This window comes from Gemmata sp. SH-PL17, assembly GCF_001610855.1.
Classification (GTDB): domain Bacteria; phylum Planctomycetota; class Planctomycetia; order Gemmatales; family Gemmataceae; genus Gemmata; species Gemmata massiliana.
Map to the genome: position 1 here is coordinate 4,141,395 of NZ_CP011271.1, position 26,342 is coordinate 4,167,736.

The 26,342-nt window shown below is 60.3% G+C and carries 21 protein-coding genes, 1 tRNA gene and 1 pseudogene; 8 read left to right on the forward strand and 15 right to left on the reverse strand.

Translation table 11 applies throughout. The features are described from left to right. Positions 1-5 precede the first annotated feature (5 nt). Entirely contained in the window at positions 6-1,241 is a 1,236-nt protein-coding gene (locus tag VT84_RS17300) for a Gfo/Idh/MocA family protein (RefSeq protein ID WP_082840403.1), read from the reverse strand. Positions 1,242-1,661: 420 nt separating this feature from the next. Further along, positions 1,662-1,732, reverse strand: a tRNA-Gln gene (locus VT84_RS17305). A gap of 205 nt (positions 1,733-1,937) precedes the next feature. On the opposite strand from VT84_RS17305, the gene VT84_RS17310 reads away from it, so the two are divergent. Then, entirely contained in the window at positions 1,938-2,366 is a 429-nt protein-coding gene (locus VT84_RS17310) for a winged helix-turn-helix transcriptional regulator (protein WP_052553945.1), read from the forward strand. A gap of 103 nt (positions 2,367-2,469) precedes the next feature. Here the strand turns inward: VT84_RS17310 and VT84_RS17315 are convergent, their stop codons facing one another. Both VT84_RS17315 and VT84_RS17320 read right to left on the reverse strand, forming a co-directional pair. After that, entirely contained in the window at positions 2,470-2,901 is a 432-nt protein-coding gene (locus tag VT84_RS17315) for a hypothetical protein (RefSeq protein WP_052553946.1), read from the reverse strand. A 229-nt stretch (positions 2,902-3,130) separates the two neighbouring features. Continuing rightward, positions 3,131-3,904 carry an alpha/beta fold hydrolase gene (locus VT84_RS17320; protein ID WP_052553949.1) on the reverse strand — a complete coding sequence of 258 codons (774 nt, stop codon included), beginning with the start codon at positions 3,902-3,904 and terminating at the stop codon, positions 3,131-3,133. Between the two features lie 154 nt (positions 3,905-4,058). Between VT84_RS17320 and VT84_RS17325 the strand changes: the two genes are divergently transcribed. From VT84_RS17325 to VT84_RS17340, 4 genes are all read left to right on the forward strand, one after another. Next, a complete protein-coding gene (locus VT84_RS17325; protein ID WP_255359569.1) occupies positions 4,059-5,039 on the forward strand; it encodes an NAD(P)-dependent oxidoreductase in 981 nt (326 codons plus the stop codon). Between the two features lie 39 nt (positions 5,040-5,078). Then, positions 5,079-6,095: a tyrosine-type recombinase/integrase gene (locus VT84_RS17330; RefSeq protein ID WP_082840405.1), complete on the forward strand. Its 1,017-nt coding sequence runs from the start codon at positions 5,079-5,081 to the stop codon at positions 6,093-6,095. A gap of 199 nt (positions 6,096-6,294) precedes the next feature. After that, complete coding sequence (locus VT84_RS17335) at positions 6,295-7,005, forward strand: hypothetical protein (protein ID WP_082840406.1); 711 nt, start codon at positions 6,295-6,297, stop codon at positions 7,003-7,005. A gap of 200 nt (positions 7,006-7,205) precedes the next feature. Next, complete coding sequence (locus tag VT84_RS17340) at positions 7,206-9,233, forward strand: bifunctional DNA primase/polymerase (protein ID WP_410000399.1); 2,028 nt, start codon at positions 7,206-7,208, stop codon at positions 9,231-9,233. A gap of 334 nt (positions 9,234-9,567) precedes the next feature. Here the strand turns inward: VT84_RS17340 and VT84_RS17345 are convergent, their stop codons facing one another. Next, positions 9,568-9,990 (reverse strand): hypothetical protein, encoded by a 423-nt coding sequence (locus VT84_RS17345; protein WP_157469570.1) that lies wholly within the window; start codon positions 9,988-9,990, stop codon positions 9,568-9,570. 79 nt (positions 9,991-10,069) lie between these two features. On the opposite strand from VT84_RS17345, the gene VT84_RS17350 reads away from it, so the two are divergent. Further along, a complete protein-coding gene (locus VT84_RS17350) occupies positions 10,070-10,369 on the forward strand; it encodes a helix-turn-helix domain-containing protein (RefSeq protein WP_204249784.1) in 300 nt (99 codons plus the stop codon). A gap of 13 nt (positions 10,370-10,382) precedes the next feature. Here VT84_RS17350 and csb2 read toward each other — a convergent pair whose 3' ends face one another. The 4 genes from csb2 to VT84_RS17370 are packed head-to-tail and all read right to left on the reverse strand — an operon-like array spanning position 10,383 to position 18,112. Then, positions 10,383-11,999: a type I-U CRISPR-associated protein Csb2 gene (csb2, locus tag VT84_RS17355; RefSeq protein ID WP_082840410.1), complete on the reverse strand. Its 1,617-nt coding sequence runs from the start codon at positions 11,997-11,999 to the stop codon at positions 10,383-10,385. 47 nt (positions 12,000-12,046) lie between these two features. Then, positions 12,047-13,015 (reverse strand): type I-U CRISPR-associated RAMP protein Csb1/Cas7u, encoded by a 969-nt coding sequence (gene cas7u / locus VT84_RS17360; protein ID WP_082840411.1) that lies wholly within the window; start codon positions 13,013-13,015, stop codon positions 12,047-12,049. A 13-nt stretch (positions 13,016-13,028) separates the two neighbouring features. Next, a complete protein-coding gene (csx17, locus tag VT84_RS17365; protein WP_157469572.1) occupies positions 13,029-15,437 on the reverse strand; it encodes a type I-U CRISPR-associated protein Csx17 in 2,409 nt (802 codons plus the stop codon). Then, entirely contained in the window at positions 15,434-18,112 is a 2,679-nt protein-coding gene (locus tag VT84_RS17370; protein ID WP_082840413.1) for a CRISPR-associated helicase/endonuclease Cas3, read from the reverse strand. Before VT84_RS17370 ends, csx17 begins: the two co-directional genes overlap by 4 nt. A 463-nt stretch (positions 18,113-18,575) precedes the next feature. Here VT84_RS17370 and VT84_RS17375 point away from each other — a divergent pair. Next, positions 18,576-18,758 (forward strand): annotated as a pseudogene (locus tag VT84_RS17375) (NAD-binding protein); the annotation flags it as partial. Between the two features lie 53 nt (positions 18,759-18,811). Here the strand turns inward: VT84_RS17375 and VT84_RS17380 are convergent. From VT84_RS17380 to VT84_RS39640, 6 genes are all read right to left on the reverse strand, one after another. Beyond that, positions 18,812-19,900 carry a putative CRISPR-associated protein gene (locus VT84_RS17380; RefSeq protein ID WP_082840414.1) on the reverse strand — a complete coding sequence of 363 codons (1,089 nt, stop codon included), beginning with the start codon at positions 19,898-19,900 and terminating at the stop codon, positions 18,812-18,814. Further along, positions 19,897-20,856, reverse strand: coding sequence for a type III-A CRISPR-associated RAMP protein Csm4 (gene csm4 / locus VT84_RS17385; RefSeq protein ID WP_082840415.1), 960 nt, complete (start codon positions 20,854-20,856; stop codon positions 19,897-19,899). Before csm4 ends, VT84_RS17380 begins: the two co-directional genes overlap by 4 nt. 4 nt (positions 20,857-20,860) lie before the next feature. Next, positions 20,861-21,505, reverse strand: coding sequence for a type III-A CRISPR-associated RAMP protein Csm3 (gene csm3 / locus VT84_RS17390; RefSeq protein ID WP_082840416.1), 645 nt, complete (start codon positions 21,503-21,505; stop codon positions 20,861-20,863). Positions 21,506-21,507: 2 nt separating this feature from the next. Beyond that, complete coding sequence (gene csm2 / locus VT84_RS17395) at positions 21,508-21,930, reverse strand: type III-A CRISPR-associated protein Csm2 (protein ID WP_082840417.1); 423 nt, start codon at positions 21,928-21,930, stop codon at positions 21,508-21,510. 3 nt (positions 21,931-21,933) lie between these two features. Further along, the gene (gene cas10 / locus VT84_RS42300) at positions 21,934-23,490 is read right to left on the reverse strand and encodes a type III-A CRISPR-associated protein Cas10/Csm1 (protein ID WP_162271741.1); all 1,557 of its coding nucleotides are present in this window, start codon (positions 23,488-23,490) and stop codon (positions 21,934-21,936) included. A 636-nt stretch (positions 23,491-24,126) separates the two neighbouring features. After that, positions 24,127-24,618: a fasciclin domain-containing protein gene (locus tag VT84_RS39640; protein ID WP_162271742.1), complete on the reverse strand. Its 492-nt coding sequence runs from the start codon at positions 24,616-24,618 to the stop codon at positions 24,127-24,129. Positions 24,619-24,727: 109 nt separating this feature from the next. Between VT84_RS39640 and VT84_RS17410 the strand changes: the two genes are divergently transcribed. Next, positions 24,728-25,972, forward strand: a complete 1,245-nt coding sequence (locus tag VT84_RS17410) for a GIY-YIG nuclease family protein (RefSeq protein WP_052553954.1) — start codon at positions 24,728-24,730, stop codon at positions 25,970-25,972. Positions 25,973-26,342: the final 370 nt, after the last annotated feature.

Here is a 26,342-nt window from a genome sequence, read left to right on the forward strand (position 1 = left end):
GGGCTTCACCCGCTGACGATCTGTTCCTTCGCCGCATCCCACACCACTTTCTTGCCGGTCCGGTACGCGACGTTCGCGAGGTGCGCGGCGGTGATGACGCGGTGCCCCAATTCGATCGGAGAACTCGGGTCTTTGTTGTCCTTCACCGCACTAAGCCAGTTGCGGACGTGGAGCGGCGTTTCGTTCTCCACCTTCCACTGGGCCTTCGGCTTCATGGTGGGGGAGAACTTGTCGATGGTATCGTAGAGCCGGATCATCCCGCCTGGGTCCGCGTCGCACTGGAGCGTTTGTTTCGTGCCGTAGAACGTGGCGCCCACTCCGTCGTAGCCGTTGATGAACTCGACCGCGAACGTGGCCGTAAACTTGCCGTAGTCCCACACGCCGTGGACCACGTCCGGCGTTTCCCAGTGCTTGAAGTGGTAGGTACCGCCGTTGGCGGTCACGCTCTTGGGCATCTCGACTCCGCCGAGCCACTGCACGATGTCGAGTTGGTGCGCGCCGATATCAGTGAGCAATCCGCCCGCGTAGTCCCAGTACCAGCGCCACGCCCAGTATCGGACCGGGTCAAACGGTACCTTCTTCGCGGTGCCGAGGAACGCCTCCCAGTTCACGCCCTTCTGTTGGGCTTCGTCGAACGTTTTCGGCGGCGCGAACGGGTCGCGCTTGAGCCAGTTGCGGCAGTCCCACACTTTGACCCACACCAGATCGCCGAAGTCACCGGACTGGATCACGTCCTTACAGCGCGCCCAGTGCTCGCCGCTGTGCCGCTGGTTGCCGACCTGCACGATCTTCTTCGCCTTCCGCACGGCCGCGACCATTTCCTTGCCCTGCTCGATGCTGTGGCTGAGCGGCTTTTCGCAGTAGGCGTGCTTGCCCGCGGCCATCGCCGCGAGGAGTTGCTCTTTGTGGTGGTGGTCCGGGGTGGCGATGATGACCGCGTCGAGGCCCTTGTGGTCCAGTAACTCGCGGTAGTCGTCGTAAATAGCGGGTTTCGGGCCTCGGACCTTCGCCAGTTCTCCGATGATGAAGTCGTGGCGGAACTTGGCCACGTCCGCGACCGCGACGATGTTGTGCCCGGCCTTCACGCACTCGGTGCTGATCGTGCGCCCGCGGTTCCCGCTACCGATGAGGCCGATATTGAGGCACTCGTTGGCTCCGAGGGCGTGAACGGCGGGTGCTCCAAGTGCGAAGGCGCCTGCGGCCGAACTCGCGATGAACGTGCGGCGGTCGGGAGAGGACATGGCGTGAAGCTCCGTCTCGGCGGGGGAAACGGACGAGATGCTAACCGAAGATGTGACCGGCGCGAAGCGCTGGCAGTCGGAATCGATCGTGTTTTGGCGAACCCCGCCCGCAAGGGCGGGGAGTGCGCTTCAACATGCTTTGTCACGCCGGGTCACCGTTGCGCCTCGCACTCGCTGCCCGACTTTAAGTTATTCGATGCCATCGTGAAACCTCCTCGAAGGTGGAACTCCTTTGGGCGAGCAAAAGGACATCGCAAATATGTAAAAATTACGCAAACTTGTTCGTGAACTTTTTTGAGTCGGTTACAGTTTAAGGAGCAGAAAGGCGATTGGTGACAATTTGGCTACAGAGTGTAAGTGACTTGGGGCTGACAAATGAAAAACCCCACGATTTCAAGACAATCGTGGGGTTTGATTGAGTTGGGGATCTAGGATTCGAACCTAGACTAAGTGAGTCAGAGTCACTCGTGCTACCGTTACACCAATCCCCAATTCGTTTCCAAAGTGGACAGCACGATTATTACGAATATAGCCGCCGGCACCTCAACCGACAAGATCCGCGCCTGTCTCACACGGACCGCCTTGAACGAAGTCACTTGGCCATCCTTTGAAGGAAGTTGCAATTTGCAACTAAACAGGTACAATTCCAGAGAGGTTGCACATTGCAACTTGATACAAGACTATTGAGGGGGCGGTATGAAGCGAACAAGTTTCGCGAAGGAGGAGTGCCCGATCGCGCGGTCGCTGGACACGGTGGGCGACTGGTGGGCGCTCCTGATCGTGCGCGATGCCTTCATCGGGAAGAAGCGGTTCGGGGAGTTCCAAGCGAGCTTGGGCGTCGCGAAGAACATCCTCACGGTGCGGCTCAAGAAACTAGTCGACGATGGGGTGCTTGAGAAGATCCCCGCGTCCGACGGGAGCGCGTACAAGGATTACGTCCTCACGGAGAAGGGCAGAGGGCTCTTGCTCGTGTTGGTCGCGCTGGGGCAGTGGGGGTGCGGGGAGTCCGAGTTCGCGCTCGTGGATCGCAAGAAGGGGAAACGTGCTCGGCTTGAATTGCGTGCCGAGGACGGGCGCAAACTCGAACTGGATGATGTGCAACTGGTTCCCGCGCCAGCAGAGTAACGTGGTGAGGCCGGGTGTTTGCCCGAGCCTACAAGGACTCGGGCACGATAATCGCGGAATCCGAGTCGGCTGTTAGAAGCCGACCTCGGATTCGCGACCGTTTTTAGTGGTTCGCGTAGCTGTCGTAGGCGCGCGGACAGCCGAAGCCGGTGCCGTAGGGTTGAGCCATCGGGGTGATCCCACAGCCAGTCGGACCGCACGGTGAGAAGAACTGCTTGCACGAGCCGAAGTGGAACGCGAGATCGCTCTTCACGCTCCCGCACCCGTTCTGGCACGGCGCACCGTACTGGCAGTTGCCGCCGGTGATGCTGGACATCTTGAACCCGCGGGTCACCGGGCCAACGGTCCCGCAGTTCGTGCAGCCGCCGCTCCCTTGAATGACGGTCGCTCCCGAAGCCGGTTGCAGCGGGGTCGCTGCGGCCGCGCTGGGTACGGTGGCGGGGTATCGGGGCGCGGGTTGGTACTGAGGTTGTTGTGCGGTCGCGGCGCTTGCGAGAGCGAACACACCCAGCGCCGCGAGAAACAGTTTACGCATTGGTGGAGACCCTTCCGAGGTGGAGTGCCGCTTTCCGTGGCGGCTACCTTTCCATCGGAGGGTTCCACGCGCTGAACATTGAGAAACGTCAAAGTGCGACGGGAGAAATGTCGACGGCGCTCGTGTTAGCGCGGTCACAGCGCACGGGGCGCTTCCACACAGCGCGCGGGGCGGGTAAGATTTAGCGGTCGGTCGGCTTCCTCCCGCGAACCCGTTCCTGCGGAACGCATTAGTCGCTCAACGCGACCCGGCGCAAGATGCGGCCGTAATCCGGGGCGAACGAGTCCCATACTCCGCACTTCCGTGCCAACCGGTTCGGCCAGTTGACCAGATTCAGGTGATCCCCGTCCCACACGTCGGTGTGTTCGCCCCACGAAGCCGATGCGACCGATACGACCCCGTCATTCGGACCTTCCGCGCGGCTCACGATACCGTGCGGGAACCGCCATTCCGGGCCGATCCACTGCCCCTCACACACGCCCGCGACGGAGTAGTACCGCACTCCGCGGACGTCCCGCACCGTTTCGTTGAACCGGCGGCACGCGGCGGAAGTCAGGTCGATGAATGCCTGATACGACAGCCCGAGGAACTGAAAGAACGGCGCGAGGAGCCGACCGAACCGGCCGACGCCCCAATCCGCGAACGCGCTCCCGCGGTGCGGGGTACCGACCGTGGTGAGTGACCGGACGCGATCGGCCATCCCGAGCTGGCTCACCATGTAGCGGGCGTCGAGGCCGCCCATGCTGTGCCCGATCACGTGGACCGGACCCGTCGGAACGTGTCTCTGGATGTACCGCGCCAGTTCGCCTGCCCGAGCGGACACGCCGAGTGTGCAACTCAACCGGGGCACAAGAACGCGGTTCCCAACCGCTTCGAGTTGCTCCCGAATGCCCGGGAAGTAGTCCTTGAGCGTCCGCCCGAAAGCCACCACGCGGTCATACCCGCACAGACCGTGAACGAGCACGACGGGAGCACTGAGTTTGGGGATATCGTTCGCGATCACGCGGGGCGGTCCTTCAATGAATGTAACAACCCGCTTTTGCCTCTAAAGAAGAAGCAAAAGGCAGGAAGGTATTCCGTTCGCGTCCGGTTGTGTCAGCGTGAAGGCGGGTTCACTAACATGAGCGCCAGTCGCTGGCTTCTTGCCAGGGAAGTGAATTTGTCCCGGCACGGTCAACCACTGCGAAAACTGTAAAGAATACACATACTTCCTTAACGAGACCCACGCAATGAAAATCTCCGTCGCGCAACCCGGAAAGACCCGTATCGGCTGGATCGGCACGGGTGTCATGGGTCGGTGGATGTGCCAGCACGCCATGACGAAGGGCTATTCGGCGACGGTGTACAACCGGTCCGCGGATAAGGCTCAACCCCTCGTGGAAGCCGGCGCGAAGCTCGCTCGTAGCCCGAAGGAAGTCGCGGAACAAGCCGACATCGTGTTCGCGATCGTCGGGTTCCCGAAGGACGTTCGCGAGGTGCTCCTGGGTACTGACGGGGCACTTGCGGGGGCGAAACCGGGCGCGGTGCTGGTGGACATGACGACCAGCGAACCCTCGCTGGCGAAAGAGATCTACGAGGCAGCAAAGGCGAAGGGCGTCGCCGCGCTCGATGCCCCGGTTAGCGGGGGAGACGTCGGTGCGAAGAACGCGGCGCTTTCCATCATGATCGGCGGGGACAAAGACGTTGTTGAGGCCGTGCAGCCGGTGTTCGAGTGCATGGGGAAGACGATCGTCCACCAGGGCGCTCCGGGGGCCGGTCAGCACACCAAGATGGTGAACCAGATCCTCATTTCCTCGAACATGATCGCGGTATGCGAGGGACTGCTGTACGGGTACAAGGCCGGTCTCGACCTCGAAACGGTGTTCAAGAGCGTGAGCGTCGGTGCCGCGGGTAGCAAGGCGCTGGAAGTGCTCGGGCCGCGTATGCTGGCGCGCAACTTCGAGCCGGGTTTCTACGTCGAGCACTTCATCAAGGACATGGGCATCGCCCTGGCGGAAGCCGAGAAGATGAACCTGTCGCTCCCGGGTCTGGGCCTGGCGAAGCAGCTCTACGAAGCCGTTCGTGCACAAGGGTTTGGGCGCAAGGGCACGCACGCGCTGCTGGTGGCTTTGGAGACGCTCAACGGGATCAAACGGTGAGGCAAGAGCGGTTTTGGTGCACGGATTGGTGCACAGCCGATGCAAAAGACTGGCAGTCCGTGGTATCGCAAAGGGAAAGATTCGTGGTACGTCTGGCACGATGGAAAGCAGGTATTCCTAGCCCGCGGCAAGAGCAATAAGTCGGAGGCGTTCGCGCGCTTCTCGGAGTTGCTCAACGATCCGAACTCCGTGAAACAGGGGGCACGGTTCACGGTCGCTGACCTCGTGACAGAGTTCGAGAAGTCAGCCGCGGAACGGGTGACACCGGGCACGCTGACCGCGTACCGGTCCATCCTGAAACCGTTCACCACAACTTTCGGAACCCGAGATCCGGCCGAACTGACTCCGCCGCAAGTGATCGACTGGGCGAGTCGTGGGAAGTGGTCTTCCGCGACCCGGCGGTATGCGCTGATGGTGGTGTGTACCGTGTACTCGTGGGCGGAGAAACTCGGGCGCGTTCTGCCCAATCCGCTCAAGGGCATGAAGAAGCCCCCCGCCAAGAGTCGCGGGGCCGAAGTCCTCATCGATATCGAGTTACACGCGCGTATTCTCGAAGTTGTCTCGCCCGCGTTCCGTCTCTTCCTGCAAGCCGTCCGCGAAACCGGTGCGCGTCCGGGTGAAGTGGCTCGGGTGGAAGCGAAAGACGTGTCTTGGGACGCGGGTTGCTGGGTTCTCACCGAGCACAAGACCGCCCGAACTGGGCGCGTTCGGACGATCTACCTTCCGCAATCCGTTCTTTCTCTCTGCCGTACTCTCGCCGACAAGCACCCAACCGGCCCTCTGTTCCGCAACAACCGTGGCGAGCGGTGGCGGAAGACCGGATGGAAGCAGGCGATGGGACGGGCGCAGCGGAAACTCGGCTTGAATCGGCGTCCGCTGACGAGCGGCTACCGACACACCTTCGCAACCGATGCGCTTGAGGCGGGTGTTCCGGATACGCACCTCGCGGAACTGCTCGGGCACTCGACGACGGCCATGATTCACCGGCACTACGGGCACCTCTCGGAAAAGGGGCGTGCTTTGAAAAACAGCCTCGACCGTATCCGCCGGTCCTGAGTGTTCCAGCGAAACGACCCGGCTCGCTCGTGCCCTTCATGCCTTGCGTGAACTGGTGTGACCGGGGCGGGTTGGTCCTTTTGAGCCGACGCGGAACGGGTACGATGGCACGGAGACGTTTTCCTCGTTCCGCGCCGGCTGTTTCCTGGGTAAGCCGAGAGGGGTTGACCGAGTCGGCGCGATCACCGTGAAGTGCCTCATGTTTTCACTCATCAATCCATCCACACGACATCGGGATGAACTGGTCGCCGTGACGCGATCCGGGAAGTTGTTGCTCGAAGCAGCAATTCGCGCCAAGCTCGATGATTCGACACGCGGCCAGTGGTATCCGATCTTCTTGGCGCAGACGCGAATTGCTCGTGAATACTTCCTCTCGATCGAACTCGACGGGCTGGAAGAGTGGGACGCGCTTCCCGCGCTCAAGTTCCGCCACGCGGTTCAAGAAGCGACCCGTTCCGCGGCTATCGAGGAATGGGACGCGCCGCGGATCGAAACGGCGTTGATCGACTTCAACAACACATGGCAAGCCGCGAACAAGGATCACGCACCGCAGCAACCGAGCAACATCGCAGAATCAGAACCGCAAGCGGTGCAACTGAGTAGTACAGAGGGGGCGGTTCCGCGGGAGTTGAAGAAACTCGACGAGCGAATCCGGCGAGTCTATTGTGCGTGCCGCGTTGCCGTGGATGAACTCGCTCAACTAACGGCTCTCGATGCGATTACGAAACAGCAGGTTTGGAAGTGGTTGAAAACCAACTCTCAAGAAGGGTACGAAGTGCCCGAGTTCGGCTCGTTCGAACGCTACCTTCGCGCGATCCCGAAGACGGTCCCTGACCTGTTCCCGAAACAGCGCCGAGCGAGCAAACAGCGCGCGCAAGGGCGCAGTATCGTTCCGCAACGCGACCTCTAGCGCGAATCCGCTCCGGATTTTTTCCGGATTCCGGTTCACTTCATTCCCTCCGAAACTCGGCGTCCGGCTCATCCGCTCGCATCCGGTTCGCCGGGAGGTAACCGACTTGCTTTTCTGCGCCAACGACGGTGCCGCAAGCCGGGAGCTTCCACATCGGTGAGCCAGTGCGATCGAAGAAAGAATGGGCCGAGTTTTATGCGGTGATGGGTTGCAAGGTCTTCCCCTGTCACACTATGCGGGATGGGTGTTGTAGTTGCGGTAAGGCAGACTGCACCTCAGCGGCAAAACACCCCGCGGTCACTAACGGATGCAAGGGCGCAAGCAGCGACCCAGAGCAGATTCGGAAATGGTGGGGTGCGTTCCCGGACGCGAACATCGGCCTCGCAACGGGCACCGTAAGCGGCGTTTGGGTGCTCGATGTGGACGGGCCGGAAGGGTGTGCCGCTCTCGCGGAACTGGAGCAGCGACACGGGAAGTTGCCTGAAACTGTCGTCGCAAAAACCGCCAAGGGTGAGCACTATTTCTTCCGAATTCCAGACGGAGTTTCGATCCGCAGTTTGGTGCGGGCGCTTCCCGAAGTGGATACTCGCGGGGATGGTGGTTACGTCATCGTTCCAGAGAGCGATCATCGATCCGGTGTGAAATACCTCTGGGTGCAGTCGCCGGAAGAAATCGAAATCGCCTTTGCTCCCGCATGGCTCCTCGAATTGGTCACTCGGACGAAACGGTCGTCCTCGTCGCGGTCGAACAGTGATGAAGCCTTCGCTGAACTCGCTCCCGACCTCGACATCCGAACCGCCCCCGGAGCGCCCGAAGGTCAGCGACACAACCGCGCTTGCCGACTCATCGGGTCTGCGCTCGGGCGCCGTGTCCCAATTCACGTCCTCACGGCCTACGCGCTCGCGTGGGCGCTGAGATGCGCTCCTCCGATGGATGAAGAGGAAGTGTTGGGCATCATCGGGAACTTGTCCGAGAAGGACGCGGACAGCTTAGATGATTTCGACCCCGAGCAAAAGGAAGATTGGCCGGTGCTGCGTCCCGAAGCTTTGTACGGGCTCGCGGGAGATGTGGTCCGCACCATCGAACCAGAGACCGAAGCCGATCCGGTCGCGATCCTCGTTCAATTCTTGGTAATGTTCGGATGTACAATAGGCCGAGTCGCGCACTCCCTCGCGGAAGCCACCAAACACTTTGGCAACCTGTTCGCCGTAATCGTTGGGGAAACTGCGCAGGGGCGAAAGGGGACTTCTTTCGGTCGCGTTCAGAACGTTTTCGAAGGGGCAACGGGTGGGTTTCCATTGGTCCGGAAGATGACCGGCCTCTCTTCGGGCGAAGGGCTTATCTGGCAGGTACGCGACCCGATCGGAAAAGAGGACGCGAAACCGAAAGCTGGCGCGACCGCCGCGGACACTCAGGGCGTGACCGACAAGCGGTTGTTGGTGGTGGAGTCGGAGTTCGCGTCCGTACTGGCAGCCATCAAACGGGACGCCAACACGCTCAGCCCGATCATCCGCGAGGCGTGGGATACCGGCAACCTGCAATCGATGGTGAAGAACTCGCCGGCACGGGCGCGGAACGCGCACATCGCGATCATCGGCCACATCACCCGTTACGAACTTAAGAGTTCGTGGCCGTCGGTCGAAGGGTTCAACGGCTTCGCGAACCGGTTCCTCTGGGTGCTGTCTCGTCGTTCCAAAAGCTTGCCGGAAGGGGGCGGACCGCTGGACCTGAGCGGGTTGCAAAAGCGGCTCAGCGAGTGCATCGAGTTCGCTGCCAACTTCGAGCGGATGGTACGAGACGAGGACGCGCGGAAGCTCTGGGCCTCGCGGTACTCGACGCTTGGCAGCGGACGCGCGGGGAGCGTTGCGAGCGTCATCGCGAGGGCACAGCCGATCGTGATGCGGCTCTCCATGCTGTACGCGCTGCTCGACCGTTCACCGTTAGTTCGCTGTGAGCACTTGGCCGCCTCCTACGCGGTGTGGGACTACTGCGAGGCGTCGGCGGTGCTGATCTTCGGGCAGGCACTCGGGAACCAGAACGCCGAGCGCATCCTTACTGCGTTACGGCAGAAACCGATGGCGACAAAGGAGATTCATCGCTTGTTCAACAACAGGCTTTCAGCGTCGGAACTGAAGTCGTGCCTCGAAATGCTCCTTTCTCAGCGGCGCATCCGGCTGGAAAAGCAGCCGACAGCAGGGCGGCCGGCGAACGTCTGGCACATCTCCTGATGTAACGAACTCCTTGCGCTCGGCACTCCTCTCGTGGTGTCGGGCAGCTTAATTCGCTTAATTCGCAAAGCGGCTAGTTCTTTTTTCGCGCGAGTGCGAGGGTGGCGGGTGAAGACGACGCGATAATCAGTTTACTTAAATTATTATCAATATACAAATGTTTATCAATCATCTGCATCGCCTCTGGCGCGATCGAAGAACTAAGTCCACTCCCCGCTGTGCGAAATAAGCGAATTAAGTCGCTTCCGACGCGCGCTTGGCAATCACGTTTCAGGCTCGAAGGCTGCGCAGGTTGACGTTCGGCACAGGGCCTGAGACGATTCGGAAAGTAGAGTTAGTCCTGAATATTGATCGAAAACAACTTCCAGTACGTTCCCTCGCGTTTCATTTCGACCGACCAGCGCACGCGAAGTTTTGCGTTGAACCTATTCACCGCCTCAACCCATCCGGACACGCTCCAAGTCCCGTCACTCGCCCTCGTCGCTCGGTACTCATCGGACCCCCACGGGAAAGACGCGGACGATGGAGACTTGAGCCGCTCCTTCACGAAGTTTTGCGCCATCGTGATTGCCATTGCCTTCTCATCTTCGAAGTTGGTCGGCGCGCTTTCGGGATTCGATTGTCCGATAGCCCCGACTTTCTGCAGCGCCACAATAGTTAATGAAACCACAATGAAGGCGATACCAAATATGATTAATATTATCGTAATTTTGTCAGTTTCGTGGTTCGGTTGGTCTTTGGCTACGCCATCCATCACTGACCTCTCGGCTTGCGGCAGGGAGAACATCAGGTGCAAAGAAGCAGAAAGGGAGTTAAAGTCCGTGGAACTATAGGCCGTGGATCGAAAAGGAGCAAATCGCCATCGTCACCTGATGGCAGTCCCCGAAGTGAAAGTGCTGTTTGGCCGGCGCGTGCGCCAGCTTCGGAAAGCGAAAGGTGTTTCGCAGGAAGCGTTTGCGCACGAAATCAAAATGGACCGGAGCTACTTCGGTAGCATCGAACGCGGTGAACGGAACGTCAGCCTTGAAAACATCTGCCTTATAGCGAGCGGGCTTGGCGTTGCCCCTGCGGACTTACTGATGTTCGACAAACTTCCTGCCATCGAAGGGGCAGAAGGGACGTTCGACCGCGATTGATTGCCATCGGTCATCAGTGCGACGCATCGGTCGGTCCTGGTCGGAAAGAGCCCATCCCGAAGTGACAGGCGTAGCCGAGGCTTATCGGGCCACTGACTGGTTCAGAAAAGGTCAGGCGGAAGGCACCAAACGGCCGGCTGTACCCATCGTCGCCGCGCCGATTCCGCCCGCGTTTGAATTGAAGGCTGCGGTAACGCCAACCCAGTGACGTGAGTGGATCGAGAAGGAACTCGATCTTCTCCGGCTTAGGGAACTTGAGGTCGGTGCGCTGGTCCCAATCCTCCGCGAGGACGTGAACCATGAACTCCGGTATCGCTTCGGGTGGAATGAACTCCCGTCGGTCACGCTTGGCGCCGCTCTTTTTCAGATGTCGATAGGCGATGTACGGGGTTGCCGATTCCCACACCCGTGCCGGACGGAACTGGCCCGTGTGGGACGGCTTCGCACTGTCGAGGCCGACGAGCAGCAAGCGGTGAGTCGTTCTGCGCTGGCTGGGCTCAATCTCTTCATCCGGTTCGCCTTCCTTGCCGAATGAGAGCGAACGCAACCGGTCGAGGGCTGACACATCGTCGCGAGAAAAATGCCCCTGCGCGAACAGGGTGATGTGGTCTATTCGTCCGTCGCGATCTTCGTCGGTGGGTAGGTAGAACGCGCAGGTGTGGGAATTGGCCGGGTTACCGTGCTCGTCCTTTCCGTGGAGGATCGGCGACACAAACCGGAGGTCGTCTTTCGCGAACTCGACTCCCTTGTTCCGAGAGCGCACGACGCGCGCATATTCGCGTCCAACCTGCCGACGAACCTCTTCGGCCAGCGGAAGCGTTTCGGTCACGAGTGGCAGCGGTCGGCGTCCTTCGGCCACATCCAAGACGAACCGCGCAACAATGAACCCTGTCTTCGCGTCACCCGGTGAAACCGGCCGTGGCGTTGGTCGCAGGGCGAAGCAATCGGCAGGGCGCGAGTATGTCACCCACTTCGACCCAGGCGGATCACTCCACCGTTCGAGGTGCAGGTCGGCTGTCTCGGCAAGAAGATTCCACTTCGGATCGGGGAGCACGATCTTCTTGTCCTTGAAGCTCCACCCGTTCCAAGTGTCGGGATCGGCAGCTAGCACGCGCACCGATTCTTTCCCAAGCACAGACTCCGGCGCGCAGTTGAGGCGCGTTGTGTCGAAATCCGCAAGTAACTGAGCCGCGCACCACGATTCGGCCCGTCCGAAATAGCCAAGTTGCGAGAGGAGCAGACGAAGCGTCTGCTTGTCGTCGTCGGTCAAGGTCGCGTGAGCCCAGTGGAACACAATCTCTGTATCGGGAGCAAGCGACACGAACGCATCGAACACTTTCGTTCGCTTGCTTTCGTCGGTCGAGTTGAGCGGCATGTAGTGGCGTGTGTGGCCGAGCGTGGCTGGCGGCAGATAGAACCCTGGTCGCGTCTTTGCCAGTTCGGACAACACCGGTTCGACCGCGCTGAGGTTCAATCGCTTCGAGAGCTTCCGCTTCCACACGGCGACGAGCGCTCGGAGGAACCGCCACGGCGACGGTGGCCACTCTGGGAGTGCTTCGTTGACGTGGTGGCCCCACGGGGTCGCATGGAACCGCCCGCCGGGGAAGCTGAGGGCGACAGATACGGGCATGAAATGATCCTCAGTGCGCCGTTTTGGTGTGTCGAATCTTGGTGGGCCTATTTCTCTTCGTAGAGCACTGTCGTAACTGGCGGTTCGGCGAACAGTTTCTCTTTCTTGCACGCCGCGACCGAATCCTTCAGAAGCCCAGCGAGCGCCTTCTCATCGGGAACCGTGAAGCCGTCGGGACGTGTTACTTTTAATTCCCCGTCAACGTCGAGGTCACACGCGGTACGAAGTCGAAGTCCCGACTTTAGGAATTGCCTAATCTTGAACAGCGCAAGTGCGGTAAGGAACGTCTCTGCGCTCGCGCCCAACCCGTAACCGCGAAGCTGGGAAAGATCGAGGTTGAAGTAGGCAACGAGTTGCTTCGCGGTGAACTCCGATCGATGGAACGGCACGTTGCCGAACCCGCGCGCGGTATCGCCAGACGGGTCAACGTGATCGTTCTTTACCCCACCGCTTGCCGCGTCTTGCACATCGGATGCTTCGATGAAACCCGACAGCAAGCGCGGCATTCGCAGCCGTCCACCGGCGAGTTCGGACTTCGCGAGAAACACGCCATGCAGCACGGCGTTCGCGTCGTACTTGAACACGGTGCATGCGAGCTTGCCGATATCGACCGGTCCCTTCTCCATCCCCGCGACATCCGTTTTCAGCATCTTTAGAACGGTGTCGTTTTTGCCTTCGAGGATGTAAGGCGAGTTCAGCCGGTGTGATTCGAGAATCGAGTTCGTAAGGGGTGTTTTGTCCGGGCGGTTCACTTGAACGTAGGGCATCCCGTCGAGGTCGGAGACGAGCTTTCCGTTTGCTCGATCCCAGCAAACCGTTTCGAGTCGGTTCGCTACCGACTGCGGAGATTCAACGAGCAGCATCTCCGTTGGACTATCGTCACGGTACGCCTTGAAACGCGCCGGGCCGAGATCGGCGAACCCGGTCGGCTGGAATCGTTGACCTTGAAGCGGCTTGAGCCGCGCTTCCATCAGGAGGCGCGGAGCGTCCTTGAGTTTCTCGAATGGGTCGGCCACGGGCGATTCTCCTTTACACGAGGGTTTCCGCCGACGGACGGCGAAGGACAAGATCGGCCAGTTGATTCACGGTAATGTCGGAAATCGGAAGCAGTAGCGCGGCGAGCAAGCGCTCGGGTGATGTCCCACCGCTCGCCCAATCGATGTCGCGGCGGGAACCGTCCGCAAGGAACCCACCAATCAGACTGAAGCTCGACGCACGGAGGCGACGAGCCGCGACTTCGCACGCGCCCTGTACGTCTCCGGCGCGGAGCTTCGCCGCAATCGCTGGTTCGGGCTTCACCGCGATTCCGCTTGGTGTTTCGTCTGCACTAGGACATGTCAATCGAAGTACGGCATCACCGTTGAGTGCGGGCTCCCAGCGGAGGCGGCCCGGAAGCAGCGTCAATTTCATGAGCGCATAGGCCCGCGGCAGTCCCGTCGGCCCGCCTGCTGTTGGCAGTTCCCTCTCTTCTCCGCGCTCTACGAGTGAAAGACCCCAGAGGAGTTCTTCGAGTTTCTCGTCATCGGTTTCGCGGTTGAGGAACGCGCTGACGTTTGACAGCGCGGCCGGGAAGGAGCTACCGAATGGCGGGAGCGGTTCGCCGTTCTTCTCCGAATCCATCAGCCGACGAGCGACAACCGCACCCAAGTTGCGGGCGAGATCGCCACTACCCCAAACGACATGCCCGCCGCGCTCGCACCACACCCACGACCGGAACTTGGCGTTGTATTCTACCGGTTCGAGGTACTGACGAACCGGGCCGGTTTTCGCCCCGGCGTGTAGGAACACAACGCTCCGAGCGAGACTGAACTCGGCCGAACCATCGTTCGCGGCCGTCAGCCAGCCGGTAGATAGCCCGGAGAGCGGTCGGCGCGTGCGGCGCTTTTCTGGCTTGATGTCTCCAACTGCTAACTCCCGCTCCGCATTACCCAGCGCAGCCAAGATGCTCGCGAGCCGTTCCGGACCGCCGTACTTGCAGAAGTCGAATACGGCCGACTCGATTCGGCGCAGCGCCGTTGAGAATCGCGCGGGCGCTTTGTCATCGACGCCCATCTGAAGGGAGTTGAGTACCGGGTTCAGCGCGCGGACGAGTTCGATACCGTTGATTGGGGCGTTCGGGACATCGAAGCGACCGACCGGTGTGGCGATGTAGCTCTGCCCAAGTCGTTCCTGAAACTCGTAGCGCACGAACGACCGGATGCCGCGATCAACGCCAAGCCCGGCGACGGCTTGGGCGAAGGTCAACCCAGACCATGCGCGAACGCGACCGACTTCGGCCCGCCCTTCGCTGAGAAGCAGTTTCACTTCACCGTAGAGAGCCGGTGCTGACCAAAGCGGCAACCACGCTTCCCCGCGCGTCTTGTCGTTTCCGATGGAGCCGTGTCCCGCCGGTGAACTCTCCACAACGAACGGAAAACTCGCTGCCGCGCGGCCCGCCCCGAGCCGGCGCGACGTGTTTCCGGCGAGCGCGAGCGCGCCCTCCATCATCAGGAGATAATCCCACGGGTTGAGTGTCGGGTCGGCTTCCATACCTTGCGTTCCGTTCGCTCCACCCGCTTTGCCGGGGTCGAACTGGTCAACGCTGTGATCCCCCAAATGCGGCGCGGGTACACCGAATAGCGCGGCATCCAACCACGAGGCAGAACCTGCGGGGAATAGTTTCCCATTTTGCAGGGGCATTACCTTCGGGAGCAGTTGTGCGAACCGAGCCGAGAAGTCACTGTTCCCGATGTTCCCGCCACTACCGAGCGTGGGCGATTCCGTCCGATTCTTCTTCTGGCCTGTGCGCATCGCAAGTGCCGCATCGAGCCAGAACAACCCGTCATCGGTGAGTACCTTCCCGCGGAGGTCGGAAACAAACTCATCCTTCGCAGCCTTACCAATTGAAAAGGTGTCTTCGCCGGAACGGAACAGCATCATCGCGTTCAGGATTTTCGTTGCGTCTTCCTTTACCTTCTTCTGAGCGGGCTTCGTCTTCGCTTCCGGCCACCGACTCAGCGGTTCCGCGAGCGCCACCGCGAAATCGACTCGTTCGGCAAGGGTACCGAGGGCCTTTTTTGTCTCGCGGATTTGGTTGCCGTAGTGGATGAGCCGTTCAACATTTGACGACTCAATTGCATTGATCGCGTTCACAACATCACGATCTTTGAACGTGACTTCTTTCCCGCCACTATCCAAGAACCCGTCGAGGTCGAGTTTGACGTAGAACCCCGATCCACCGTTCCACGGCGCGAGAAGCGGTGTCGGCTTGTACTCATCTCGGAAGAACTTTGCGAAGCCGTTGCGGTCGAGGGTCGTGTTCAACTTGAACACGCCGTCTTGCCAGGAGCCGCGCGCTTCAGGGTCTTTCTCGCTGACGAGACGCAGCACGCCCAGCGCCTTCAGATAGCCCATGAGCGGTTCGGGAGTGCAGCCGTCGAGAGACAAAGGTTCGTTCACGACTGCGCCCCTTTCGGCTTCTTCGCCTTCTCGTCAGCGGCTTTGCTCGCGCGCATGTCCGCGACGCGAATCAGCGATTCCAGGTACGCGAGCTTCAGCGGGCCGAAGCGCGGTGCGGTGTCTTCGGGTTTTGCTTTGTCGTCACGCAGGCGAAGCACTCGCTCGGCCCAACTCGGTTGGCTATCCACCTGCCCCAACAGCATCGGCGATAGGTCGAGCGCGGCCACCGCAGGCGCAGAAACACCCCCACCGAGATCGACCGCCGGTAGCTTGTCTCCTTCCCACACGCCGCGGGCGAACAGCGCGCCGGGCGTATCGGGTGTACGCTCGTCGGGCATCGAGCGAATTGACAGTCGAACCTTGCCGTGGTGGGCCGCGATGAGGTACAGCGCGAGATTCGTCAGGTGCGCGTCGAGCGCCTTCCACCCGTCCGGCGGATGCTCGCTCTTGAGCAGCGTCAGCACGCCGAGCGCAGACGCGAGTTCGTGCCGGAAATGTTTTCGCTTGTAGCGCTGCCATACCTCTTCCGGAGCGGCCTTCGCGATGTCCCGCTTCCCGGTGTGTTGTTTCGGGCGCTTCCCGACACCGTCGGGTTCGTCGCGAATCGCATCCTGGAAGACGGAATGAGCCTTACCCCAATCATGCCAGCGAATCGCGAGCGCCAGTGCCTCACGCGGGACTTCGTTCAGGTTCAGTTCCTTCAGAATCGTGGTCAGCGCTTCGAGTACGTCGCGAGTGTGTTCGGTGATCGATTGCCACCCGTAGACGGAGAGGAACTCCGTGTCGTATCCAGGTTCCTCGGTTGTCTCCGATGCGCTCTCCGTGGCCGGGTCGCGAATCCAGAGGTCAGCCGACCAATCCGCGCTCGGGTTCCAACCGAGTTGCGTGTCGTAGCCGCCTTCGGCGGTCGCGATCCAATACACCTGTCCGGGGTACACCGCGCTCGCATCTGCTCCTATCCACTCCGAAGCGAGCGAATCCCAACGGTGCGCCGTGTGATCTTCAAGGAACTGCCGGAAGTCACCAATCTTCACCGTGCAGAGTTCTTCCCGCGCTGGCATGATGCGGCTCGCCTGTGCCGCGCGCAATTCTCCTCTCGGTGGCGTAGCAGCGCGCCAGAATGCTTGCACATCGATTTCGTCGCCGTCGCGGATGAATCGCGAAACGTCGATGTCGTTTCCGGCGAGGTCTGGCGTCGTATCGAACAGGTCGATGAAATCCTTCCGACGGATGACGTGCGGCGGGTCGAATGGGAATAGTGCGTTGCGCTCATCGCCGTTCAACCGGTCGAAGAACTCGGTAAGCGACTTCAACCCAACATCGCGGGTGGTGGCGAGCCGCGTTCGCGACTGGTCGAGTTCCTCATCGGTATACGGTGGTGCCAAACTCTTCTTCGCCCCGGTCGCCGGGGTCGGAACGTCGATCCAGAACAGTTGGGCTGGGTCGGTGCCGTTCTCACCGGGGAACTCGCCGCGCCGGTTGCACCGCCCAAAGCGCTGGACCAGACTCGGCCACGGTGCCAGTTCGGTAATCAGCGTTCGGGCCGACAGGTCAACCCCCGCCTCGACAACTTGGGTTGAGACGATGATGCGCCCGAGCGCCGGTAGCTCCTTCGCGGTGAGCCACGAACGCCACTCTTCGCGCTCCTTCGGGCGGAATCGGGAATGGATCAACTTCAAGTCTGGCGCGGGCACCGGCGCGCTTGGCGTGGCGTTCTTTCCCCGACCTCTGGGCTTCGGTGAATAGAGCGTGCGGATTGCCTCGAACAGCGCGCGGCACCGATCAACCGTGTTCACAATCACCAGCGTAAGGGAACCGGGACAGTGTTTCGCCTTCACGAATTCAGCCACTTTCGCCGATTCATCGGCCGTGAACACTACTTCCGTCGACGCGACTGGTTCGGCTTTCTCTTCTTGTTCGGCAGCACGGAGCAGCGCGGCACGTTGGATCGGCTTCTTCGCTTCCCAGCGCTCCCGAAGTCCATCGGCTCGGTAGTCCGTGTTCTGGTCGAGTTGAAGCGTCGTCAACCGCAACTCTGGTTCGATCCGATTTCGATAATCGACCGAAGCAAGCCAGCGCGGAAGGAGTGTCGCCGACATCCAGATTGTTTTCACGGTTCCGTACACACCGAGCGCTTCGCGGAACGCTTGAAGTTGCGTCGAGGTCGCCAACCCGGTGCCCATCAACTGAATTTCATCGAGAACCCAAAGGGCGTCGTTGTTCAGTAACCCGTAATGCATCGGCCAACGGAACCGACCCATGCCGTACCCACGATTCAGCGCGCGGGACAAAAGCATGTCTTGTGTGCCAATCAAGACCGTGGGTTTCTCCGGGTCGAGATCCCACTCTTCGGCGTCTTCCCCACCCATCAGAACATGAACTTTCACCTTCTCTTCAAAGCCGAGATTCTTCAACCACTTGCGAGCTTCGTCTCGGGTCTGCTCCACGAGAACACGCATCGGCAGGCAGTACACCAATCGGCGCGGTGTTGGCTTGTTCGCGAAGAAGCGACGCCACAACCAACCAAGAACGGCGGTCGCGGTTTTCCCCGCGCCTGTGGGCGCGTGAACAAGTTCCGGGAGGTTTTCTGCTTCCGCGAATCGCGCTTGATACGGGAACGGGTTCGGGTTACCCGTTGCTTGTTGGAACAGTTCGGTGAAGTTGGCAAATGACATCAGGCGATCCTTTCACCGACTGTTCCCGGCTCGCGGTCGAAGTTCGACACAGAGTTCCAAAGCGAAACGTGACGAAGATAAATCCTGATTCTCTCGATGATGTGACTGAGGAACGGACGCGGAGACAAGTCGAAAAGAAGCAAAATCGCGCACATCGTCTGAGCTTGGCTGTTGCGACTCTCTCCAGCGGTGCCTCATCCGGGTGGGGTTAAATCCGCAACCGAAATAAGACACCTTGCCCGGACGAGTCCTTCGAGGGCACTCTGGGAATTTTCCCATTTTTTGAAAGTGCGTTTTTCTGGGCACTTTCTGGTGCACAAAACGGTGCACGGATTGACTAAAAACAGCCCTGCGGTAAGCTCAAATCACGCCTCCTGAAGGTCCGTGCTGAGGGGGCGTCCGTAGCTTGCAAACCGTTATGGCGACAGCGTTTGTCGCTAACCCGAACGCCGCGTAGCGGCGCGTGGAACACTTCATCAAGGACATGGGCATCGCCCTAGCCGAGGCCGAGAAGATGAACCTCGCGCTGCCGGGGCTGGGGCTAGCGAAGCAGCTCTACGAAGCCGTTCGTGCACAAGGGTTTGGGCGCAAAGGCACGCAGGCGCTGCTGGTGGCTTTGGAGACGCTTAACAACGTGAAACGGTAGGGCAAAGTAATTCCTGTCAGTTCAGCCGGTCGGACGAGTGGATTCGATTGTCATCAGCGCGATTGAACCCACTCGTTCAACGCGGCAACAACGGCGTCGCGCTGCCCAGGGGTTGTGGCTGTGGTTTCGACCTTAAACTTCACCGTGCGCGTCCCATCGGTGTAGATCCCTTCAATCTCATCACCTTTAATGCGAAACCGTGTCGGCTCGTTCAGTTGGCGGTGGCAGTAGTTCGTAATGCAGCGAGTGATCGCTTTGACTCCCTGGGTGACGGCGTTCAAGTATTGTAGGAGCTCGGTGCGCAACAGATTGATAACTCCGTGCTCGTGTAATACGGGCGCGAGTTTTCGTATCGCCGGAGGTGGTAGAAACTGATCTCGCTCAGTCCGAAAACGCTGCTTGAAGGTCTCTTGAAAAATCTGGCCGGTTGGAGAGAGCTCCAGGAACTCGGTTCCGTCGATCGATTCGATCTCGACCAGGCTGTCGTATTTTTCCTCCCACTCGTCTCGGAAGAGTGCTTTTGCTTGCGGTTCTCGTTCGAGCGCGGCGAGAAGCCCGCTGGCCCTCATCCATACTTGAAAATCCAGAGCGACGGGCAGAGGGGGGAACGGGATGATCTCACTAAACCGCTCGTGCATGTAGTAAACGGGAATGCCAAGAGCTTGTCCGAGCAAGACCGCGATGGCAATCTGTGCTTTGTACCCGCCCGTCGCGTTGATGGCGCAGGCGGGAGCCGAGTGATTGCACACGCTCGCACAGATCGATTTCACGAGGTTCCGAAGGCCCTTCGTGCGAAACCGCTTCGGGTCGGCGTCCTGAAGATCCGCAACGGCAACCGCCCTTACCTGTGCGTGGCCGTGACCCAGGAAGTGTTCCGATAGGGTCGCAGCAATTTGGCGCCCGGCTTCCGTATCGGAGTGGAAAAGGTACACGCTCGCGTCGCTGGAAGCATACCCGTGAGCGATCAGGCTGGCGACGGAATTGATTTCCGCGCCGCAGATGCGATTGGTCGGTTCCGCGCGAGCGAGATCGGCTGAAACCGCGTTCCAATCAGTCACCCCGTTAACCGTCCGCGTTCCGGCTACGTTACCCGGGTTCAACAAGCTCGTCCCAACGGTGCAAAGCAGAACGCTCGGACTCATAGGGCACCAGTTCCAGAATCTTGGGTGGGCCAAACCAGGGGAACCGCGAGACCGAATGCGTAATGGATCACTTCAATGTCCCTGGCGCGTAGAGCATCCGCGGCATCTGGGGCGAGGAACTCGCGCATGGGAATGGCGCGACCGAGCCACTCGCGCCGGTCCGGAATGCGAAAAGTGGCTCCGGGCTTGAACAGCACGAGCGGGCGTTTGAAGACGTTCTCCAAACCGAACTCGGGTCCGAGTTTGCCGTACTTGGTGAACGCATCCCAGGCCCCGTCGGTCGGGTCGCTTGGAGCCGGTTGAAACGTCGAGAGCACCACCAGTGCGTCGGGTCGGTCGATACGGTCGAGAGCGGGAACTTGTTCGAGTTCGCCTTCAATGCGGAACTGCCCCTTCCCGGCGGATCGGTCGGCACCGTAACCGCCCGTAGCCAATTCACATAGGGCGCGCCAGAAGAGTTCGCGGAACTCGGTCTCGAGCCGAGCGTAGACCGTCAACCGAACTTGGCCGGCGCTCAAGTACGTTTCTTCGCGGGAATAGAGCCCGCCGTCGTCCAATGTGGCACTACTGGCTCGGTTGATCGTGTTGTGCAGCTGCGTGGTTTCGTGAAAACCGGAAATCTCAATGAGGTCTTGCAGCGCGGGAGCTTGTCCTCGCTGCATCCGCTCGAACGAAGTGCGGTTGAGCCAGCGCGCACGTTTCACGGGCTTGCGCTCGCCGACCGGCCAGTCGAGAAGTTTGACGCGAGCGGGAATCGGGAGCCAGTCGCCGGGAAAGGCATCGGAAACCACGAACGGCGGCCGGGCGGCGAGAGCGGGGTCAATAACGGCCCGTCGTAACGTGTCGCCCCCTTCAAGCCGGGCGATGGCCCCGCAGAGCAGGCCGGAGAGCGTGTCCGACTGCCAGGGGGTTCGCCACGCCGATTCAGGAACGACGTGAAAGCGGTAAAGGTTCATCGCATCATCCCAACGTCGTGTCTTTTCCGGTAACTTTAAGTTGCTCAAATCGAACTTCGCCCGAACCCTTACTGACGCCCGAACCGAGGCCAGTCTGCTGAACGAGTTTTAAACCTTCGAGAACAAAGGAGACGAGGGCTTCGCCCCCTTTCTTGCCGGCATAAGGAGGAGCATCTTTGTCGAAATCCCACTCTTGTATGCCAATACGGAGTGTGAAAGTGGAGTCTGCGACGACACGCTCGATCTTGCGCGGGTGCAGGGCCGTACCGGTCTTGCGGTCGATGACGTTCTCGGACTTCAGTTCGGTTGCGCCGCCCTCAAGGAGTTGGGCGTCTCGGACGATGATGCGCGACGGCCCGAGTTCGTGTTTGGCTTTCTTGTGGGGTCCGAAGATCCGGCAGACCAAGCACCCCGTGGTCGCGCATCCGCACGGCTCATTGCCGATGAGCTTGCCCAACTTCTGCTCCAGTTCGGAGCGCATCTTACCCTTGAGCGATGACCCCGGCAGATACGGCTTGAGTGTGACCGGGTGCTTAACGCACGTCAGGTCGGTGCCACCGATCTGAAGCAAGTCATCACTGCCACCGATACGAAGCCCGCTCACACAGCGGATGGTTCCTGTGATCTCGTGGTACGTGATCTTCTGCACGGTCAGTTCCTTTCGCTGCGGAAGTACGCAGAGCCAAATCCGACGAGGGCTTCAAAGTGAGGGAGGAACCCTTCAAGAAAATCCTTCTCGGTTTTCACGGCCAAGACGTTCTTCTGGATGAAATCGCGAAATATCTCTGGAACTTTCGGCGGCGACTTGCCAAAGGCATCAGCTACAGCCACGTCGAGTTTCTTGAACTCGGTGAGTTCCCGCCCCCAGGTCGATGTCTTCGCGCGCAACCGAGCTTCGATGGCTCGACAGTGTTGAAAGAAGCGGCGGATTTGATGTGAAGTAAGTGAGGGCTTCGCATTAGCCATCATGTGGGCGAGATTCTCCATCCGCTCGCGAACAACATATCCGGGGTGCAGGCACTCGTTGACGAAGTACCCGTCGTTGATACAGTCGGGCCAAGTCGATTGATTCATGGCTTATTCTCTTTCGTCGGCCACTCGCGTAGCGGTGAGCGCATGGCGGACGATTGCGGGCAAGTAGCGAATCTCGGGTTGGTCGGCGTCATCGAAGCGGTGAACCAGAGCGTCGGCCCAACGGCGCGCCTCGGTATTGCGCCGATAGTTCCGATCCACATGGTACGCCAGTCGCGCCGTGGCCATCAGGTCGGGTGTGTCGCCGTGCCGGGCCACGGCGAGTTCCAACAGCGTATGGAACCAGCCACGCTGGACCTGGCCCGATTGAACCCAACCGGCCAACTGCTCCGCTTCGCGGAGTATCATCTCGTGCTGCTTCCAGTTCCAAACCTTGCCGAACGCGGCACACTGGTCTTTAGGAGCTTCTTTGGCCTGCTCCAACAATTGCTCGGCCTGTTCGATGGCCGTCTTCACCGGTCGCTTCGGTTTGAACATCGATATCCCGGCACTCAGTGTGAGTTCGGGGAATCTCCGGTGAAACAACTCGCGCATGTGATTGGCGAAGCGGAACATTACGTCCCACGGGCCGATCATCACCAAATCATCGCCGCCCGCGAACACGGTGTAGATCGAGTTCCACCGGCGGTCGCGCGCGATCTCGTGTCGCAATTCACTGGCGAAGAACGTGTCGAGCGCATCGGCGAATTGCAGGTACTCGGTTAGCTCCGCCTGCCCTTGTAATCGCCGCTCGATCTGCGTACCTAGCGAATCAACGTCAGCTTTCAGGACGGCTAACAAGTGGTCGCCCACGGCGCGCTTCGCAAGGTCGACGAACCACACCGGGTCGCCGTTCTCGTCCAACGGAACACTCGCCATCAATCGCCGGGGCATGTACCGCTCAGGCGGGCAACCGGGCGGGGCCGTTACGTCCCCATCAAGACCGATGACCAAGCGGGTGCGACTGTCCACGTTAATGGAAGCACCCCCGACCAACTCACCCGCAATGCCGAGCCACGAGAACGCATCGCCCGTGCCCGCTCGAAGAATCAGATGACGTGCGCGGGGCAGCGATCGCCCGAGTCGGTAGTTCTGCGAACAGTGCCGGCACACGCGCCTCGGGCGACCGGTGTCTGGATCGTCTTCGTCTTCGCTCGCCGGTGCGCGTCGACACAACGCGCACGGCGTGTCCAAAGGCGGGAGTATCAACCGATTCGGTTCCCACGCACCGGTCGGGCGCCACGGGGCTGCTTTTGCTCGTTGCAAAGCGGCTTGAGCCTGTCGGTAGTCGTCGACCTCTGATCCGCCCGATCCGGCACCCAATGAGAGCCGTAGTTCGCCGAACGTGTCTCGGAGCAACATGCCGTTCAACTCTTCCGCCACACCTTGAATGACGGTTGGCGCTCCCGTTCCTCGGAGAGTGAATTTTCCAGCACCGCTGAAAAGGAAGTGGGTGTCTTCCGTTGGCCAGTGAAGCGAATCCAAAACCCGCAGGGCCGCGCATTCGGTAAGCGCCTGAACGAGAAATGAGCGGGCTCGCAACCGGTGGGCCTGTCCTCCTCTGGCTTCAGAAACATCGAACAGGTATCGTTGGATTCCTGAAATGTCACCGAGGACGATCATTCCTCTTTGATCCTTGAGTTCTTATCTGATCACTAGTTCGGATGGTCAGTTGCCGAAAGCGCGTTGCGGGTCGCTCCATCGCGGTTAGTTGTTTCAAAATGCTCAGCGGCTCCGTCCTTCGCCGACCAGAACATGACAATTGACCTTCTCACGCTGGCTAAGGTTCGCTGACCGTTCCTGAGCTACATCCCTGCCCAAACCGCCACATCCTTGGTACCTGATGTGCCTTGGATGGACAATCTGCCTTGGTACCTGAGCAGTTTTACCGGAGTGCGAGGGACAAGTGAACAAGAAGGTGTGAGGAAGGCAAGAGAAATGTGCAGACTTGTACCGGGTGTTGGGTGGAATCGCTGCCCAAAACTGTTCGGCTCATGAGGCGGTAGAGGTGGAGGCTTAGCAGAGCATGCTGTTGGGCAACGAGTTGCGATCAGCCTCCACCTCTACCGCCTCATGAGCCGAACAGTTTTGATGCACGGATTGGTGCACAACCCGTTCAGAAGATAAGTTGTGTGGGCTTTGTCGGTTTCGGTTTGGGTTGCTGTGGTGGGCAGACAAGTTCGGTGGGCGGTCCACCCTTCCGCGAGAAATATAGCTGCCCGCTTCCACCCGCGTGCAGGGGTGCGAGCGGTGGGTGCATCACTCCTTCGGGAGCGGAAGCGTTGAATCGGTTGTGTGAATGACGCCGTTGCTGCACACGATGTCGGCGGTCACGATCTTCACTCCACCGACGAGCAATCCGTCCTTCATGTCCTCCACTTTCAGCATGTTTCCGTGGACCGTTTTTAGTTCCTTGCCGTCCAGTTTCTTCAGATCCGCGGCTGTGTACCGTCCCGCAACGAGGTGCGAGCGGAGGAGCCGTTGTACCACGTCCTTTTTGGTCGCGATCTCCCCAATGGTGGTGTCGTCAAGTTTTTTGAACGCCGAATCGAGCGGTGCGAACAGGGTGTACTGCGTCGCGCCTTTGAGTGCGGCGACCTCGGCCGCCTCCTTCGCAGCTACGGCCAAAACCGTGTGCCCGTCACGTGCAGTAAGCGTGTCGTAGATCGTGCCCGTGTCGGCCGTGCGCGCGGGGAACGCGAGTGCAAGGAGTGCTACGAGGGTGCTGGCGGTGAGTTGGGAGGATCGCATCAAAACTGTTCTCCCGGTGGTTTTGGACTTTTTTTGGAGTTCGCGCGCGGGCGGATCGAGTGTTAGAATACCTGCGTACACCACCCCGAGCAAGGCGCGAACGTTCAATATGAGTCGCACTCCCAGGGACGGGCGCAAACAACCGCGGCTCTTCGCGGACGATTTCGACGGGTTCGGGCCGAGTCGGTTCCGACCGATCGACGAAGTTGTTCCCGTGTTCGAGGTTCGGGGCAAGCGCTTGAGCCGGTTGAAGCGCGGGACGAAGAAGAACGCCCCGAAAGCGCCCGGCGTGTACGGCATGCTCGACAAACGCGACCGGCTCATCTACGTCGGCAAAGCGAAGAACCTGCGCGCTCGGTTACTCTGCTACTTCCGCGAAAACAGTCGCGACCCGAAGGCCGGGAAGATCATCGAGCAAACGAAGCGGCTCGTGTGGGAGCAGTGCGGCGACGAGTTCGCAGCGCTGCTCCGTGAACTCGAACTCATTCAGCGCCTGCGCCCGCGTTACAACGTCCTGGGGGTACCGGGCTTTCAACGCCATCATTATATCTGCGTGGGGCGCACACCCGCTCCCTATGTTTATGTCACTTCCGCGCCGAGCGGGAAAGAACTCGGAACATACGGCCCCCTCGTGAAGTGGGGCCGGTCCGATGACGCCGCGCGCCGGCTGAACGATTGGTTCAAACTGCGCGATTGCCCGCAAACGGTGGCGCTATCGTTCGCGGAGCAGGGAGAACTGTTCGACCCGGATCGAGGCGCGAAGTGCTTGCGGTTCGAGTTGGGCACGTGCCGCGGTCCGTGCGTGGGCGCGTGTTCGCGGAAGGATTACTCCGACGGGGTTCGCGCGGTGAAAGCGTTCCTTGACGGGCGCAATAGGTCGATCCTGCGCACGCTCCAGAATCAGATGGAAGAGGCCGCGGCCGCGTTCGAGTTCGAGAGGGCGATGTCCCTTCGCGACAAACTCCAGGCGCTCCAGTGGCTCGACGACCGGCTCAGCCTGTTACGCACGGCGCGCGACCGGAATTCGTTCGTGTACCCGCTCACCGGTACCGACGGGCGCCTACGCTGGTACCTGATCCACCGTGGCGAGGTGCAGGCGGTCGCTGCACCTCCAACACCTGATTCGGTCGAGTCCGTATCCGCGCTGCTCGCGGCCACGTTCGCCGATCACCCTACGCCCGCGGTACTGTCGGACGTCGCGGTGGACAGCGTACTCCTCGTATCGTCGTGGTTTCGTAAATACGCCGACGAGCGCGCAAAGTTGTTCCCCCGCGCGAAGGCCGAAGAGATTTGCGCGAGCCACGCCCAGGCGCGTGAGGCGCCCGCGCCTCTATCGGCCCGCAGGCACGAATAGATCGCACATCGAGCACGACCCGCTGTGTTAGTCGCGTGTACTACGTTTCACACGTTTGGGGTTCATTTTCTCACAAGTGTGAACCGGAGTGCCGAGCTAATGCCCTTTCTTTTACGGGCCGCGATTGCCCTTCTCGCCGGGATCGGAGCGGGCCTCATTGGGTTTTGGATCGTCTGGAGGGCCGTTTGGAAGGTGGTTGGTGAGCACCCGGGGATCGGGCACGATTCCTGGCTTTTAGCCGGAATTTTTGTGCCCGGGGTTGTCGTTTCGGTTCTCGTTTTCCGTGGTGTCAGTCGAGCGGTTGCAATCAAACCGGTCTGAGCGATTCGTCCGTCACGCGGTCACGGATAGTCGGCTTTTCCGCCGGCAG

Coding starts and splice junctions, on each gene's coding strand:
- cas10 (WP_162271741.1), bottom strand. CDS start 23,490: ATGATCGTCCTCGGTGACATTTCAGGAATCCAACGATACCTGTTCGAT.
- VT84_RS17330 (WP_082840405.1), top strand. CDS start 5,079: ATGCAAAAGACTGGCAGTCCGTGGTATCGCAAAGGGAAAGATTCGTGG.
- VT84_RS17335 (WP_082840406.1), top strand. CDS start 6,295: ATGTTTTCACTCATCAATCCATCCACACGACATCGGGATGAACTGGTC.
- csm4 (WP_082840415.1), bottom strand. CDS start 20,856: ATGAACCTTTACCGCTTTCACGTCGTTCCTGAATCGGCGTGGCGAACC.
- VT84_RS39640 (WP_162271742.1), bottom strand. CDS start 24,618: ATGCGATCCTCCCAACTCACCGCCAGCACCCTCGTAGCACTCCTTGCA.
- VT84_RS17310 (WP_052553945.1), top strand. CDS start 1,938: ATGAAGCGAACAAGTTTCGCGAAGGAGGAGTGCCCGATCGCGCGGTCG.
- csm2 (WP_082840417.1), bottom strand. CDS start 21,930: ATGAATCAATCGACTTGGCCCGACTGTATCAACGACGGGTACTTCGTC.
- VT84_RS17300 (WP_082840403.1), bottom strand. CDS start 1,241: ATGTCCTCTCCCGACCGCCGCACGTTCATCGCGAGTTCGGCCGCAGGC.
- VT84_RS17410 (WP_052553954.1), top strand. CDS start 24,728: ATGAGTCGCACTCCCAGGGACGGGCGCAAACAACCGCGGCTCTTCGCG.
- VT84_RS17370 (WP_082840413.1), bottom strand. CDS start 18,112: ATGTCATTTGCCAACTTCACCGAACTGTTCCAACAAGCAACGGGTAAC.
- csb2 (WP_082840410.1), bottom strand. CDS start 11,999: ATGCCCGTATCTGTCGCCCTCAGCTTCCCCGGCGGGCGGTTCCATGCG.
- VT84_RS17380 (WP_082840414.1), bottom strand. CDS start 19,900: ATGAGTCCGAGCGTTCTGCTTTGCACCGTTGGGACGAGCTTGTTGAAC.
- VT84_RS17315 (WP_052553946.1), bottom strand. CDS start 2,901: ATGCGTAAACTGTTTCTCGCGGCGCTGGGTGTGTTCGCTCTCGCAAGC.